This is a genomic window from Butyrivibrio sp. NC2002, from assembly GCF_000702265.1.
Taxonomy (GTDB): Bacteria; Bacillota; Clostridia; order Lachnospirales; family Lachnospiraceae; genus Butyrivibrio.
Map to the genome: position 1 here is coordinate 52262 of NZ_KL370881.1, position 15685 is coordinate 67946.

The window sequence follows — 15685 nt, forward strand, 5'->3', positions numbered from 1 at the left end:
AAACTTCTCGGAAACAGAGATGTGGAGATTGTTATAGAAAAATATGAATAAGAATGAGAGCAAATATTTTAAATCAGCAGAGAAGATGCATAATGCGTTGATAACACTCCTTGATAGTAAGGACTTTGAGTATATTACCATTAAGGAAATATGTGAGACTGCAGGAGTAAACAGATCAACATTCTATCTTCACTATGATAATGTAAATGATCTTCTGCAGGAAACTGTGGAAGCCGTATATAAAGATTTCTTTGGCCGCTTCGGTGCCGAGAGTGCTGAAAGCATTGATATAGATGATAAAGACGATGAGAAACTGTTTCTTGTTACCCCGGGATATATGATGCCATATCTGAATTTTGTAGAAGAGAACAGGAAACTCTTTTACCTGATGTATGAAAAGAATGAGATGATGGGCGCCGAAAAAATCTATGAGACATGGTTTAAGAACATATTTGGGCCCATACTTACAAGGTTCGGAGTTCCGGAAAATGAGCAGCCGCTTATAATGGTCTTTTATCTTAAGGGTATTATCGGAGTTGTCACTGAGTGGGTACGAGGGGGATGCGCCGAGTCCAAAGACGAAATCATAAGCATTATTCAGAAGTGTATCATCAAGCCATAGAGCAGTAAAAATAGTATATCGGACTTACAAATCAACACTTTTTACAAAACGTGTCGGGACCTGTGCTCCTTAAATCAACACATTTTGCAAAAAGTGTTGTTCTTTTTGCAGGCTCATTTTTCTATAATGACTTCAAGCTCAAAACAGAGAGCAAGAAAACAAATTGAAAATAAGAGAGGAAAAGATAAATGAGCCAAACAAATAAGATGTATCTGGTAACAGGAGCAGCAGGATTTCTTGGAAGCACAGTCTGCAGAAAGCTTGTTGATAGAAACGAAAAAGTAAGGGCATTTGTCCTTGAAGGTGATAAGTCAGCCGCATATCTTCCGGAAGAAGTAGAAATAGTATACGGAGATCTTTGTAATAAAGATGACCTGGAGAGATTCTTTGAGACGCCTGAAGATATAGAGGTAATCGTGCTCCACATAGCAAGCATAGTAACAGTTAATCCCGACTACAGTCAGAAAGTCATGGACGTAAATGTCGGCGGGACAGAAAATATCATAGAGATGTGCAAAGAGCACAATGTTTCAAAGCTCGTTTATTGCTCATCAACAGGAGCAATACCTGAGGAAGAGAAGGGAAGCATAAGAGAATGTGAGGGTTCGATCCCGCTTGATCCTGAGAGGATCAAAGGTTGCTATTCATTGTCAAAGGCTATGGCAACAAATGTGGTGCTCAAGGCTGCAAAGGAAGGGCTTAATGCATGTGTGGTTCACCCTTCAGGAATCCTCGGACCTGAGGACTTTGCAATGGGTGAGACCACAAAGACTCTGGTTGATATCATCAATGGTGAGATGCCCGCCGGAATTGACGGAAGCTTTAATCTGTGTGATGTAAGGGATCTGGCTGACGGACTCATTGGAGCAGCGGATAAGGGAAAAAGCGGAGAGTGCTACATTCTTGGGAATGAGCCTGTCAGCTTTAAGGATTTTACAAAGCTTGTTTCAGAGGAGAGCGGATGTAAACAGATGAAGCTTTTTTTACCTATATCAGCAGCAAACTTCATTGCAAAGATACTTGAGAAAAAAGCCAAAAAGACAGGAGAAAAGCCGCTTATGACAACTTTCTCCGTTTATAATCTTGCAAGGAACAACCGCTTTGATTCAAGTAAAGCAAGTAAGGAACTTGGTTATACTACAAGATCATACAGAGAGACCATACGTGACGAGATCAGATGGCTCAAAGAAACAGGAAAAATAGCATAATTATTTATAGAAAGAAAAGACAGGAGAACAATGAGATGAACGATTTAGATAAGGTTTATGCGGAGAGTGTAGCAAAGGAATATATGCCCAGGGAGACAAACAAGGTCAGGCAGCTTAAAAAGCTTGATGAGAGAGCAAAGCTCCCGGCTTTCATTTTGGCAATGACACTGGGAATCATAGGAACTCTGATTTTTGGCACAGGAATGTGCTTTGGGCTGGGCGTCTTTGGAACAGGAGCAGTTTTCATGATCGTCGGAGTACTGTCGGGACTGGCAGGTGCTGCAATCTGCATCATTAACTATCCTTTATACAAGAAGCTTCTGAAAAAGGGCAAGGAAAAATATGCCTTTGAAATTCTGGAACTTGCTAAAGAGATAACAGGAGAAGCATAAAGACTGAAAATAAGGATGTAGAAACAATACTTAAGAATGGTGACAAGGCTTTGTCTGGAATGTCTTATTTATACAGATCCAAGGGCCTTCGCCCAGATGATTTAATCATCTAAAGCGACAGCCCCCTTTATTTAATTCACTCGTTTCATATGTGATCTTGCAAAGAGCACTGATGTCTTTGGATTCCCAGTTCATGGCAATCTTCTCCGTGACAATTTCCAAATCAGATGAAACTGCTTTTAGTAGAAGGATCATCACCTGATTGCTTCCATATCTTGTTATAACATCACTTTGTCTTAACGACATCTGAACAACTTCAACGAAAGCATTTGCTGCTTCCTCCTGATCCACATCCTTTTTTGTCGGAATAACAGAGTAGAGTATTACATGAATGGTATTGTGATAGTTGCTCACTACTCTCGACAGAAAATGATATATCTTTTTAAAATCCGATGTAGGAAGATTAAATGCTCCTTTTCCCGGGGATCTTTCAGCCATAAGAGTCATTGCATATTTAAGCGCAGTCGCCTCATCTGCCTCATCGCGTGATGACGCTTTTTCCTCCCTGTAGACCTTATAGCCATGTTTACCGTTTTGCTTAACAAAATATAATGCTTTATCTGCTTTTTTACAAAGATTTACAAAATCAGCTCCTTCATCAGGCGCAAATGCACAGCCGATTGACGCCCCAAGAGGAATATTCATGTTTTGCCCCATCAGTTCTTTTGCGGAAAGAAGAAGCTGTTCATTTATGTATGCAGCCTTATCGGCTATAACGTCCTCATCAAGGATTGATTTACAAAAAACCACAAATTCATCCCCGCCAATTCTTCCCGCAATATCCGTTGCTCTTATGGATGAGCGGATTATTTCCGCAAATCGGATAAGTACTTTATCTCCCATAGCATGGCCATATATATCGTTGACAGGTTTAAAGCTGTCAAGATCAATCATCATCAAAGCCCCGGGAGTAGTTTTGACCAAGAGGTCTATTTCTTCCTGAGATGATGCCTTATTGAGAAGGCCGGTCATTGGGTCTGTGGTGGCAGCCTTCTGAAGTCCCTGTATCTGCTCAACATTTTGAAGAATATTAAATACACGCTTTAGCAATACATCAGCTCTGAAGGGCTTTCTGATAAAGTCAAGCGCACCGATGGCAAATCCTTTGCTTTCAGTCTCATCGTCTTTATCAGCTGTCATAAACATAAACGGGATTTGTTTTCCATATATATCCTGAAGTTTTTTCTGAAGCTCAAATCCGTCAATTTCAGGCATTCTAAGATCAGAAAGAACCAAATTCGGTCTTTCTGTTTTATATATTTCAATCGCATCCCTTCCATTTGAAGCACAGACTGTGTCATATTCACTGGACAAAATATGCTGTGTCATGCGAAGCGATATCTTTTCATCATCGACTATGAGAATTTTGTGTTTTGCCATAAATATCCTCGACCTCCATATGAAAATTTTATCAGAACAAAATAAAAACCATCTATAAAAAGTATATAATTTTACTAAAATAACGCATTTTGTCGTCTGAATTGTGTATAATTATCTTGATGTGTCAAATAATAAATATTCTTTTCATCGAGGATGCAGGAATATGAATATTGAGAAATTAAGAGAATTGGGAGCAAATGTTGATGAAGGTCTGGAAAGATGTATGGGCATGGAAGACTTTTATCTGGAGATGATAGAACTTGGACTTTCAGATGAGCGTTTTGAGGCTTTGGGGAAGGCTTTGGAAGAGGGCAATCTTGATGGTGCGTTTGAAGATGCACATGCTTTAAAGGGAGTTGTAGGAAATCTTGCTCTCACTCCTTTGTACGAAACAGTGAGCGAGATAACAGAAAACCTCAGAGCAAAAGTACAGACGGATTATGAAGTAATTTATAAAAAAATTCTTTCACAAAGAGAAGCCTTTTTGCAATAAATATTTCGCGATACCGGTAAGGAGACAAACTATGAATGGTGATACCCCCAAAAATGATCAGGCATTAGAGCGATATCTCTCACCTATACATGTTTGGGCGTTGTCCTTTGGGTGTGCTGTGGGCTGGGGAGCCTTCGTCATGCCGGGAACCACGTTTTTACCCATCGCCGGTCCCCTGGGAACAATACTCGGGTTATTTATCGGTGCCCTTCTCATGTTTGTGATCGGTATCAACTACCATTACCTCATGACCAGATATCCGGATGCCGGAGGAACTTTAACTTACACTATAAAGGCCTTTGGATATGATCATGGTTTTATAAGTGCATGGTATCTGATTCTTGTTTATATGGCAATAATGTGGGCAAATGCCTCAGCTCTGGGCCTTATAAGCAAATATCTGATTGGTAATGCCTTTAATCTCGGATTCCATTACCGGATTCTTGGTTATGATGTTACCTTTGTAGAAATAGTTCTTTCAATTACAGCTGTTCTGGTAGCTTACGGAATATGCAGTAAAGGAAAAAAACTGGCTGTAAATCTGCAAACATTTTTGTGCATAGCTCTTATTCTGGGCGTGGCAATCTGTGCCATAGCTGTATTTAGCCTTGGCGAAAGTAAAGAAATTATAACAAAACCCTATTTTGCCCCCAATGATAATTCCCCGATAAAACAAATAATAAGCATTGTTATGCTTTCTCCTTGGGCTTATGTAGGCTTTGAGTCAATTTCAAATTCCGCTGCCGGATTTAGTTTTTCTCCTAAAAAAAGTTTGCCTATTATGAGTGTAGCCCTGCTGTCATCAGTATTTTGCTACGCTGCTCTTGCGCAGATCGCATCCTCCGGTATACACGGCAATTATACAGGATGGGTCGACTATATCGCTGATCTGCCAAATATCAAAGGTATTCTTGGCCTCCCGACGTTCCATCTGGCGCATGATGCGATGGGCGATGCAGGCATTATTATTCTTGGAATCGCCGCTTTTGCAGGGGTTATGACCGGGCTCGTAGGAAACCTTATAGCTGCCAGCAGACTTATATATATAATGTCCAAAGACGGAATAATGCCATCGTGGTTTAGTCGTTTGAATGATAATCATGTACCGCAAAATGCACTATTGGCTCTCACCGGAATATCCGTACTTATTCCATTCCTCGGAAGAACCGCGATCGGTTGGATCGTAGATGTTACTACGTTTGGTGCCATCATAGCATATGCCTATACTTCATTCGCAGCAGCTACCGAAGCCAAATATGAAAACAACGGAAAGGTTATATTTACAGGCATATTGGGCTTCATTATTTCAGTCATAATCTTTTTGTATTTTATGCTGTTTTCTGCCGGCGCCATGTCTACAGAAAGCTATCTGCTCCTTGTAATATGGAGTGTTATCGGATTTATGTATTATCGCTTTGTATTTGAATACGATAACCAAAAAAGATTCGGGCATTCTCCGATTGTCTGGATCACATTTATGTGCATGATTTTCTTTACACTTCTCATATGGGTTAAGAATGCCACCAATGATATCACAAAGGCTGTTGTAAACGGCATAAATGATTATTACCAGAGGCAGGATGCGGAAATGAGCCCCGATGTCATTGACAGAGCCAGCAGCTTCGTAAGCAATATGATGATCAAAGCAGACCTGGCTATTACAAGAAACATCATCATTCAAATGGCTCTGATCTTATTTTCCCTACTCATAATGGTAAAGTTATACAGCATCATGTATAAACGTGAAAGACAGGCGCAAAAAGAGACCATAAAGGCTCATGAAAGAAGCAAAGCCAAAACAGTATTTCTTTCAAATATGTCCCATGACATAAGAACCCCGATGAATGCGATTATCGGGTATATAAATCTTGCCAAGGAAGACAATGTTTCCCATGAGGAATTAAAAGAATATCTGGGTAAAATTGAAGCTTCAAGCCACCATCTGCTTGCACTTATCAATGATGTTCTGGAGATGAGCAGGATTGAGAGCGGAAAGATAGAACTGGAAAAAACACCGCTGAATCTAAAGGCATTTTTTGATGAGATAAGAGATCTTTTTACCACCCAGATGTCCGAAAAGGGAATTAATTATTCGGTCGATACTTCACAAATCAGAAATGAATACGTTTATTGCGACAAAAACAGACTAAACAGAATGCTCCTTAATCTGCTGAGCAATGCATATAAGTTCACTCCGACAAACGGGGAAGTTTCTGTGAAGGTAATTCAAACAAATACGTCAGAGCCGGCAAAAGCCTCATATGAAATCAGAGTTAAAGACAGTGGAATAGGAATGTCAGATGAATTTGCCCAAAAGGTATTTGAGGCTTTTGAAAGAGAAAAGGATTCCACTGTAGATACAATTCAGGGTACAGGCCTTGGAATGAGCATAGTAAAGGGCATTGTTGATCTGATGGGAGGCACTATAGAGGTCAATACCAAAAAAGGCCAAGGAACAGAGTTTGTAATAAATCTGTCATTCTTAATCCAGACAGAAGAAGATATAAAGAAAAATTACGAAGATGAAAAGCAAAAAAATCTTGCCAAGGTCGATTTTACCGGTAAAAGAGTGCTTCTTGTGGACGACATTCAGGTCAACAGAATGATTTCTGCCAAGCTTCTTGAAAAATCCGGTTTTGCCGTGGAAACAGCAGAGAATGGACAGGAAGCAGTTGACAAGGTAAAAGATGCCAAGGCCGGTTACTATGATGTTATCCTCATGGATATTCAGATGCCGGTGATGGACGGCTATGAAGCAAGTGCCGCCATATTAAAGCTGAAGGATAAGGAAAAAGCTTCTGTGCCAATCATTGCTATGACAGCCAATGCTTTTGCAGAAGATAAAAAAAGAGCTCTGGATGCCGGAATGAAAGGGCATATAGCAAAGCCTATTGATATAAAGAATCTCCTTGATACGTTATCAGAAATTTTGTCTTAGGATAAATAATGGCAAATATATTTGAGAGAGTAGGAGTAATTTCATTCGTAGACGTTGTCCTTACTGATTTTTTAATCCGATACATTAAATGATAGGTACTAGAATTCGGTAATCAGATATATTACAAGAGTAAAAAGAAAAACTTTCCGTAACGGAAAGTTTTTCTTTTACAACCAGTACAACAAGTGTATTATAATTAGTATAAGTTCCATATAAAATGAAGTCATGAAAACAAGTAAGGAGGCTTCAGATATGGAACAGAACAGGAAAATGTATGGGGAAATCATTAAGGAACGTGAATATAGAAAGCTGATTTTTGCTACGGTTATCAACCGATTTGGTGATTCTGTAGATGCAATCGCTTTTACATGGCTGGTTTATCAGATTACACACAGCGCAGCATGGTCAGCAATAGTTTTTGCGCTTAATACACTTCCAAACGTGGTGATTCAGCCCTTTGCCGGAGCTATTGTTGAGAAGATGGACAAGAAGCATGTGATTGTAGCAACACATCTTCTTAGGGCAGTCATTATAACATTGTTTGCACTTCTATATAGAGCAGGCCTGGTGAATGCCCTGGTTATGGCCATCTTTACTTTGGTCATCACAACAGTGGAGTCCTTTAATCTTCCTGCAACTTCAGCATTTACAATGCAGGTGGTTAAGAAAGAGCATATGACCTGCGGAGTGAGTCTTAATTCCATGCTTTCAAGTGCTGCATCACTGGCAGGTACAGGTGCTGCCGGCGTAATCATTATAGCAGCAGGCGTTTCTGCAGCAATGATGATTGATGTAGTAACTTTTGCAGTTGCAGCGGTGCTTATCAGTGCAATGAAGGCTGGGAGAGAAAAAGTTACCGAAGCGGCGCAGAATGAAGCATCCAAGACAACATCCGATACCGGAGAAACAGAGAACAAAAAAGAGCAGAGTAAAATTGAATTCTTTTTAGACGGCTTTAGATATGTGGCAAGTTCACGAGTTATCTGCAATTATGGCTTACTTGCAGTTGCCCTTAACTTCATGCTTATTCCTATAAATGCACTTCAGGCACCAATTGCCAGCGAGATTTTCAAGATGGGCGGAGAAATCCTTAGTATTGCAGGCGCATTTGCTGCAATCGGAGGTATTGCAGGATCCGCACTCGTACCGGTTCTTTCACAGAAGCTTTCACCACTTAAGATGATCATGCTTGGAACATCACTTCTCGCAGCAGGAATGCTTGGTATGGCCTGCGGTGGAGTCTTTGCTGGAAATAATATTGCTTGTTATGTGGACGTAGCAGCTTCATTTTTTATCATGATGGTGGCAGCTTCAATCATAGGCGGTACAATCAATATCCAGTTTATGAAAAATGCTGATCCAAAATATATTGCAAGAGCAGCCGCTGTAATGGGCGCTTGCGGAACAGCATGTATGCCTTTGGGTTCACTTCTTTTAAGCGCAGTTGTAACTAAGGTCAGCACAGAAGCAATTCTTGTATTCTGCGTGATTTTTGCGATAACTATTCTTGCAATCTTGGTCTTTGCAAAGCCCCAGATGGAGATTGAGGAAGGCTCCCTTGGAATTAAAAACGAGAAAGTATCAGCAAGTTTAGGATGAAAATCTTTCGTTGAAGGAGTTTGCAATGCAGATAAAGCTTAATGAAAACATAAAGAAATACCGAAAAAGCATGAATCTGACCCAGGAAGAACTGGCGGAAGCATTTGGAGTTACGGTTGGAGCCGTATCTAAATGGGAAAGTGGCAGTAATGTGCCGGATATTCTAACTCTTATGCAGCTTGCAGACTTTTTTAGCATATCTGTCGACGTGCTTCTGGGCTATAGCATGTCTTCCAAGAACGTCAAAGACATTTCTGACAGGCTGGATGCTCTTTTACATGAGGATAAATATGACGAGGCTATCGCTGAGGCAGAAAAAGCGCTTGTTAGATATCCGGGTAACTTTAAGATTCTCACAAGCTGTGCGGATGCATATCATATTGTTTCAGGGATAAAAGATTTGAAGGATTACCGGGACAAAGCAATAGAACTTTATGAGTCGTCTCTTCGCTACATTTCACAGAGTGACAATCCGGATCAGGAAAGCTTTAGCATTAAATATCGCATCGCGACATTAAAAGGTCGTGATAACCCTGAGAAATCTCTTGAGGAGTTTAAAAAGATAAATTATCAGGGTATAGCAGACATCAATATTGCCAATATTTTAAGAATGACGGGCAAGCCTGAGGAAGCAATGGAGGCGTACACAAGAGTTCTGGTCTCAATCCTGGTAAAGACCTTGGAGTTTTCTACAGAGATGTTTATGGTGCTGGTTTCTATGGACGCTGCGAAGGCATACAAGGAAGCTTGCGAGGTTATGGATTGGTATATGACTATAGTAGATGCTACCAGTATTGATAGGAGCAAGAACAGCTATCTATCCAAGATGAAGATCATGGGGCTTGTCTTTAAATCATTGGCTCTTTGTTGTCTCAAAAAGGATGATGAAATGAAAACCTGTATTGATACAGCCTTAGAAATAGCAAAGCAGTACGACAAAAAACCTTCAAATGATTTTGCCGGAAAGATCAAATTCTGGCATGGAAGTAAGGATTATCACATTTCTCTATATGATAATTTTGGTGTTGGTGCCGTGGCCGGTATCGATAATCTTTTTAATATGGGACCTAAAGTGCTGCCTCCCAAGGTTATAAAAAAGATGGAAACAGCGCTTGAATACTGGAATAGCGTAAAATAGACCGATTATGAAGAATTAAAAAAGAATTGCCTCTTTCGCCGGAGGCATCATATTTGAGTAAAGAAGGGGTATAGTCTGATGAAAACAAGAGAAGAAGCGCTAAGCTATGGATTGTCTTTTCCTGACACCTACCAGGAGGCGCCATTTCATGACCTTAATTGGCAGCTAGTAAGGGTAAAAAAATCCAAGAAAGCCTTTCTGTGGACATATGAAAAAGACGGATTTATCAATTTGAATCTGAAGGTGGATCCGCAGTGGCGAGACCTTTGGAGAAAAACATATACAGCCGTACATCCTGCATATCATCAGAACAAGGAGCATTGGAATACTGTTGTTTTGGATGGATCGATTCCTGATGATGTTATAAAAAGAATGATCGCAGAGAGCTATGATCTTGTCACAGATTCCCCGACCAAAAGAATATATGAAGCGGTAAAGAAAATTCCAAAAGGGAAAGTTGCCACATATGCTGATGTTGCTCAGATGGCTGGAGATAGGAAAATGGCAAGAGCAGTTGGAAATGCTCTCCACAAAAATCCTGATCCGGGCACAATTCCCTGCCATCGCGTTGTCAATTCGAAAGGAGAACTTGCAGGTGAATATGCCTTTGGTGGAGCATGGAAGCAGGCGCAGATACTAGAGAGCGAAGGCGTTGAGATTATCGGGAATAAGGTGAATCTTGAAAAATACCGCTTGGACCTGGGGGACGGGGTTAGTGGTCCATTTTTGTGATAAAAGATTTAGGGTAAGGTCTCCTATTTTGATATGACTATATTAAAACGTAAGAAAGCACCATGGTATAAAAATGCTGAATTAACCGATGAGGCCTTTGACCAAATGCCCTTTGCGGGTGCGAGAGTTCTTTTACTGTCATTCCCTGGAACAGTCTGCTTTTTTCTATATCTTCAAGATTCATAAAAATATCTCCCGAAATGTGGTTTAAACAACATACATGTTATGAATAGTATATTAGACTGACACCATCAGAACAAGGATAAAGCTAAGAACAGAGAGGTTTAAAGATGGTTAGAAAGATAATAAAGATCGACGAAGAAAAGTGCAATGGGTGCGGTATTTGTGCCAATGCATGCCATGAAGGCGCCATTGATATAGTGAATGGAAAAGCAAAGCTGGTAAGGGAGAATTTTTGCGATGGATTTGGTGACTGTCTGCCGGGCTGCCCTATGGGAGCAATCTCTTTTGAAGAGAGGGAAGCGCCTGCGTATGATGAGGCTGCAGTAAAGGCGGCGCAGGATAAAAAAGGACAAAATCATGATATACATCAGTGCAAGAATAAGATGATGGAAGAAATGGAACAACATGCCGCAGGTCATGGTTGCCCGGGATCAAGATTCATGGAGCTTTCGAGTGCTGCTCAGGGCAAAGATGATTTCGGACAAGATATGATTTCAAGAATGAGTTCGCATCCCTCAAGGCTTATGCAGTGGCCCTGCCAGATAAAACTTCTTCCAACACAGGCAGATTTCTATAATGGAGTAAAACTTCTTATTGCAGCTGACTGTACAGCATATGCTTATGCAAACATGCATGAGGAATTTATGAGGGGTAAGGTAACAATGATAGGATGTCCCAAGCTTGATGAAGGTGACTACACAGAGAAGCTGACAGAGATCATATCAAATAACGATATCGCAAGTGTAACCATAGTAAGGATGGAAGTTCCATGCTGCGGAGGGCTACAGAGAGCAGCAGAGAATGCAATAAAAAATAGTGGAAAGTTTCTGCCCTGGCAGGTTGTGACAATATCCCGAAACGGAGAAGTACTTGATTAAATTTCTCGGTAAGAATACATTTCATGGGTTTTGAAACTAAAAAAGTATATACTGAAAGTAGTTGGAAAAAGAGAAGGAGGCACACTATGGCAACATTAAACGAGCGAAAAGTAGCAGTAGTAGGTTGTGGATTTGTTGGTTCGGCATCAGCATTTGCCCTTATGGAGAGCGGGCTTTTTTCCGAAATGGTGCTGATAGATGTGAATAAAGACAAAGCTGAGGGCGAAGCACTTGATATTAGCCACGGACTTCCCTTTGCAAAACCAATGCAGATATATGCCGGCGACTACAAGGATGCAGGAGATGCTGCAGTTGTGGTTATCACAGCAGGGGCGGGACAAAAGCCCGGTGAGACGAGGCTGGATCTCGTTAAAAAGAATGTGGGCATCTTTAAGTCTATAATTCCCGAGATTGTAAAGTACAACAAAGAAGGAATTCTTCTTATCGTTGCGAATCCGGTTGATGTTCTTACATATGCTGCCGCAAAGCTTAGCGGCTTTCCTGAAAACAGGGTATTTGGTTCGGGAACAGTTCTTGATACGGCCAGATTCAAATATCTTCTTGGTGAACATTTGAGTGTGGACAGTCGTTCAGTGCATGCATTTATTATAGGTGAGCATGGGGACAGTGAGATTGCAGCATGGAGCAGTGCGAATGTCTCGGGTATTCCAATCCACGATTTTTGTGAGATGAGAGGGCATTTTGAGCATGATAAATCCATGCAGGAGATTGCTGAAAATGTTAAGAATAGTGCATATCGAATAATTGAGAAAAAAGGCGCTACATATTATGGAATTGCTATGAGTGTAAGACGTATCTGTGAGGCTATAATACGTGATGAAAAATCAGTTCTGCCAATATCGAGTATTCAGCATGGCGAAAATGGTATTGATGGTGTTGCACTCAGTATGCCGGCTATTGTCGGAAGAGACGGCGTAGAAGGTTCTGTACCTATCAGACTTAGTGCTCAGGAAAAAGAGGCATTACTGAAGTCATCAGAGACTTTGAAAGCTGTAATTGACGAATCGCTTTGATGAAATGACTTTATATAGGGCAGGTATGTATGAGTATGTTTAGAATTCATAAAAACAATTCTATCCCTTTTGCTTCCGACAAACAAATAGCTGTAATTAAGTGTAGTATCTGTACCGGGGAGCAGGTGGCAGGTTTTAAGAGTAAAGAAGACGGTCATTTTACCGAGATAATGCTGATCAGAGATGCTAAGGATCTGGAACAGTTTAAGGAAACATACAAAATAGAAGAGATAAAAAAAGAATACTAAATCAAAGGGGAAAAATAAAATTACTGTGGCTCTTGGTGCTTGGAGCAGATTTCAAGAGACAGTTTAACCTGGATTCTTACAAGAAATTTTTTGAAGAGAAGGGATATACCGGAGTTCGGTACCATGTGGTTGATGGGCGTATGCCCTGTGCCATAGCTGTAATAACCAAGGCAAAGTGAATTAACTTTTCAGTTATATAGACAATGAGAAAAACGATGACAAAAACAGACAAAGCGCGGGTAGGTTTTGAAATAAATTCAGTTTTTGACTAAAACCATCAATACTTCTCTAATTTAGTCACTCTTTTTGGAGTTTCTAATGATGCTGGAGTGACTCAGGTGATAGATTTCAGCTGGATTAGTCAAATTTTCTTTAATTGAAAGTGTAAATTGTCTGATTCAAGTGACTAAAGCATGCAAAATACTATACATTAGTCAATTTTTCAAATTTGCCTACTTCAACGAATAAGAAAATCTAATTGCGGATGATAAGTTATCCCGGAATATAATCATATAATTTTAAGCCTCTATCTTGTAATGAGATAGAGGTTTTTTATATCAAATAAGAAAATGTTATAATAAACATGACATATAGATGTCGTGCTTGCGATGATATGATTTTAGTGGAGTGAAAGATAATGAAGATAGACAGGCTGACGAAGGACATGCAGATGATCCTTGCTGGTCTAAGGAGTCTTGATAGTGTCAGCGGCAGCAGATACTATGGTCAGCTCATGGAAAAAATCCAGGCAGGATCTTCAGAGTTTGTCAGCGGCAGGGATTCAATTCTGATCGACCTTTCATCCTGGTACAGGGAATCTCTTGCTCCAAAAATTGAAGTTATACAAAGCGCCATTGAAAGTAGGCACATACTTAAGTTTACCTACTACAGCCAAAAGGGTGAAAGTGTCCGCAAGATAGAGCCTTACTACGTTGTCTTCAAATGGTCCAGCTGGTATGTGTGGGGCTGGTGGAAGAGCTCGGCTCAGAGTGCTATACAGAGGCCGAGGACGGCAGACTATTATTTACCGCTGACTACACTGACATGGATAACCTTGTCACCGGGATACTGACCTTTGGAGATAAGGCTGAGCTCCTTGAACCCAAGGAAGCGAGAGATCGGATCAGGAATACAATTGAGGCTATGAAAAAGAACTATGAGAGGGCGTGAAAGATGAAATATCCTTGGATTGAAGAATATCTGATGGAAAAACCAGGTGTTACAAAGGATTTGCAGAAGGATTGGAACTGGATTCGTTTTCAACTTGCGGGAAAAATGTTTGCTGCGATATGCCTTGATGATAATGACAAACCATATTACATCACGCTGAAGCTTGAGCCCATGGAGGGAGAGTTTTGGCGGGGGCAGTATGAAGATATAATTCCAGGGTATTACATGAACAAAGTTCACTGGAATTCTGTTAAAGCAGATGGTGAGGTGCCGGATGATATTCTGATGGATTTGCTGGACCATGCATACCAGATAGTACTTGGAGGTTTAAGCAAGAAGAAACAAAAGGAGATATTGGGCGATAGCAGAGACTACAAGGAAAAAGAAAATGTTTTTTTCAAAAGTTGAATTCCTAACCATTGAGGAGGGACTGGGCGTTCAGTGTATGCATATCGGCTCCTATGATATAAGACATCCTATAAAGCAGAAAGATACAAGTAACTTCTAACTATGACTGACCCAAAGAAATAACTAAATCTGGTAATGTAAATTGGAGGAATGATCATGGAATATATTAGAGTTACCAAGGACAATTTAGAGGAAGAGCACATTTGCTGCGCTATATCCAATAATAAAGACGTTCAGGTTTCATCAAAGAAAGCCTGGCTTGCAGATAGATTCGATGAGGGACTTGTCTTTTTAAAGAGCGCGGAGCGTGGCAAGTGCTTTATTGAGTACATCCCTGCTGAGAGAGCATGGGTCCCTATTGAGGCTTATGGTTATATGTACATAGATTGCCTGTGGGTTTCTGGCTCTTTTAAAGGACATGGCTATTCCACAGAGCTTCTGGATGCCTGTATTGCTGACAGTAAGGAAAAGGGTAGGAAAGGTCTTTGCATTCTTTCTTCAGCCAAGAAAAAGCCATTCCTTGCGGATCCTAAGTTCTTGAAATATAAAGGCTTTGAAGTATGCGATGAAGCTGATAATGGTATTCAGCTTTGGTACCTGCCATTTGATAAGAAGGCTGATAAGCCAGATTTCAAGGAATGTGCCAAGCATCCACACATAGATGAAAAAGGCTATGTGCTATACTACACAAATCAGTGTCCATTTAATGCTAAGTATGTTCCAGTCCTGGAAGAAACCGCTAAGAAGAACAACATTCCGTTCAAAGCAATCAAGATCCAAAGTAGAGACGAAGCCCAAAATGCGCCTACTCCTATTACAACATATTCTTTCTTCTGTGATGGCGAGTACGTGACCAACGAGCAGATGAATGATAAGAAATTCCTTAAGCAGATTGGGAAGTAAGAGTTATAGAGAGACTTTTCATGATTATAATTCGTGATAGTCTCTTTTTTCTTGCGTTTCAATATAGTATCATCAAAGAAATGCAGATGAGATGCGCATTCTTGGAAGATTAATGACTGGAGGACTAAATGACTAGAATATACTTCGTTAGGCACGCAGAACCAGACAAAACTGTGGAGGATGACAGGACAAGACCGCTTTCTAAGAAAGGTCTTTCTGATACACAGTTTGTATATGATACTCTAAAAGAGAAAGGAATAGATGTTGCTGTCTGCAGCCGTTGAGATAAACGAAATAGG

The 15685-nt window shown here is 40.4% G+C and carries 18 protein-coding genes and 1 pseudogene; 18 read left to right on the forward strand and 1 reads right to left on the reverse strand.

Annotation, left to right across the window (positions count from 1 at the left end):
- The first annotated feature begins 43 nt into the window (after window positions 1–43).
- The 3 genes from T543_RS11230 to T543_RS11240 all read left to right on the forward strand — a co-directional run bounded on the left by T543_RS11230 (window position 44) and on the right by T543_RS11240 (window position 2222).
- On the forward strand, window positions 44–622 hold the full coding sequence (locus T543_RS11230; RefSeq protein ID WP_035768574.1) for a TetR/AcrR family transcriptional regulator: 579 nt from the start codon (window positions 44–46) through the stop codon (window positions 620–622).
- Between the two features lie 188 nt (window positions 623–810).
- Window positions 811–1830, forward strand: coding sequence for an NAD-dependent epimerase/dehydratase family protein (locus T543_RS11235; protein WP_035768576.1), 1020 nt, complete (start codon window positions 811–813; stop codon window positions 1828–1830).
- Between the two features lie 35 nt (window positions 1831–1865).
- Window positions 1866–2222, forward strand: a complete 357-nt coding sequence (locus tag T543_RS11240; RefSeq protein WP_035768579.1) for a hypothetical protein — start codon at window positions 1866–1868, stop codon at window positions 2220–2222.
- Window positions 2223–2327: 105 nt separating this feature from the next.
- Here the strand turns inward: T543_RS11240 and T543_RS11245 are convergent, their stop codons facing one another.
- The gene (locus T543_RS11245; RefSeq protein WP_035768582.1) at window positions 2328–3662 is read right to left on the reverse strand and encodes a GGDEF domain-containing response regulator; all 1335 of its coding nucleotides are present in this window, start codon (window positions 3660–3662) and stop codon (window positions 2328–2330) included.
- Between the two features lie 163 nt (window positions 3663–3825).
- Here T543_RS11245 and T543_RS11250 point away from each other — a divergent pair, with 163 nt between their 5' ends.
- From T543_RS11250 to T543_RS16310, 15 genes and pseudogenes are all read left to right on the forward strand, one after another.
- Window positions 3826–4155: an Hpt domain-containing protein gene (locus T543_RS11250; RefSeq protein ID WP_035768584.1), complete on the forward strand. Its 330-nt coding sequence runs from the start codon at window positions 3826–3828 to the stop codon at window positions 4153–4155.
- Between the two features lie 31 nt (window positions 4156–4186).
- Window positions 4187–7093, forward strand: coding sequence for an ATP-binding response regulator (locus T543_RS15350; protein ID WP_051638731.1), 2907 nt, complete (start codon window positions 4187–4189; stop codon window positions 7091–7093).
- 252 nt (window positions 7094–7345) lie between these two features.
- Window positions 7346–8692, forward strand: coding sequence for an MFS transporter (locus T543_RS11265; protein ID WP_035768586.1), 1347 nt, complete (start codon window positions 7346–7348; stop codon window positions 8690–8692).
- Between the two features lie 25 nt (window positions 8693–8717).
- Entirely contained in the window at window positions 8718–9830 is a 1113-nt protein-coding gene (locus T543_RS15355) for a helix-turn-helix domain-containing protein (protein ID WP_051638732.1), read from the forward strand.
- Window positions 9831–9908: 78 nt separating this feature from the next.
- On the forward strand, window positions 9909–10562 hold the full coding sequence (locus T543_RS11275) for a methylated-DNA--[protein]-cysteine S-methyltransferase (RefSeq protein ID WP_035768588.1): 654 nt from the start codon (window positions 9909–9911) through the stop codon (window positions 10560–10562).
- A gap of 290 nt (window positions 10563–10852) precedes the next feature.
- Window positions 10853–11623, forward strand: coding sequence for an ATP-binding protein (locus T543_RS11280; protein ID WP_035768590.1), 771 nt, complete (start codon window positions 10853–10855; stop codon window positions 11621–11623).
- 86 nt (window positions 11624–11709) lie between these two features.
- Window positions 11710–12657: an L-lactate dehydrogenase gene (locus T543_RS11285; RefSeq protein WP_035768592.1), complete on the forward strand. Its 948-nt coding sequence runs from the start codon at window positions 11710–11712 to the stop codon at window positions 12655–12657.
- A gap of 29 nt (window positions 12658–12686) precedes the next feature.
- Complete coding sequence (locus T543_RS11290) at window positions 12687–12905, forward strand: hypothetical protein (protein ID WP_035768594.1); 219 nt, start codon at window positions 12687–12689, stop codon at window positions 12903–12905.
- Between the two features lie 35 nt (window positions 12906–12940).
- Window positions 12941–13084 (forward strand): hypothetical protein, encoded by a 144-nt coding sequence (locus T543_RS15675; RefSeq protein ID WP_242839510.1) that lies wholly within the window; start codon window positions 12941–12943, stop codon window positions 13082–13084.
- A 491-nt stretch (window positions 13085–13575) separates the two neighbouring features.
- The gene (locus tag T543_RS11295) at window positions 13576–13977 is read left to right on the forward strand and encodes a helix-turn-helix transcriptional regulator (protein WP_330369993.1); all 402 of its coding nucleotides are present in this window, start codon (window positions 13576–13578) and stop codon (window positions 13975–13977) included.
- On the forward strand, window positions 13950–14075 hold the full coding sequence (locus T543_RS16675) for a WCX domain-containing protein (protein WP_442856094.1): 126 nt from the start codon (window positions 13950–13952) through the stop codon (window positions 14073–14075). Before T543_RS11295 ends, T543_RS16675 begins: the two co-directional genes overlap by 28 nt.
- Window positions 14076–14078: 3 nt before the next feature.
- A complete protein-coding gene (locus tag T543_RS11300) occupies window positions 14079–14483 on the forward strand; it encodes an MmcQ/YjbR family DNA-binding protein (protein WP_051638734.1) in 405 nt (134 codons plus the stop codon).
- Window positions 14431–14541, forward strand: a pseudogene (locus T543_RS16585) (GyrI-like domain-containing protein); the annotation flags it as partial. The gene T543_RS11300 and the pseudogene T543_RS16585, both read left to right, overlap by 53 nt.
- Window positions 14542–14639: 98 nt before the next feature.
- Complete coding sequence (locus tag T543_RS11305) at window positions 14640–15386, forward strand: GNAT family N-acetyltransferase (RefSeq protein WP_035768596.1); 747 nt, start codon at window positions 14640–14642, stop codon at window positions 15384–15386.
- Window positions 15387–15514: 128 nt separating this feature from the next.
- On the forward strand, window positions 15515–15670 hold the full coding sequence (locus T543_RS16310; protein ID WP_242839511.1) for a hypothetical protein: 156 nt from the start codon (window positions 15515–15517) through the stop codon (window positions 15668–15670).
- Window positions 15671–15685: the final 15 nt, after the last annotated feature.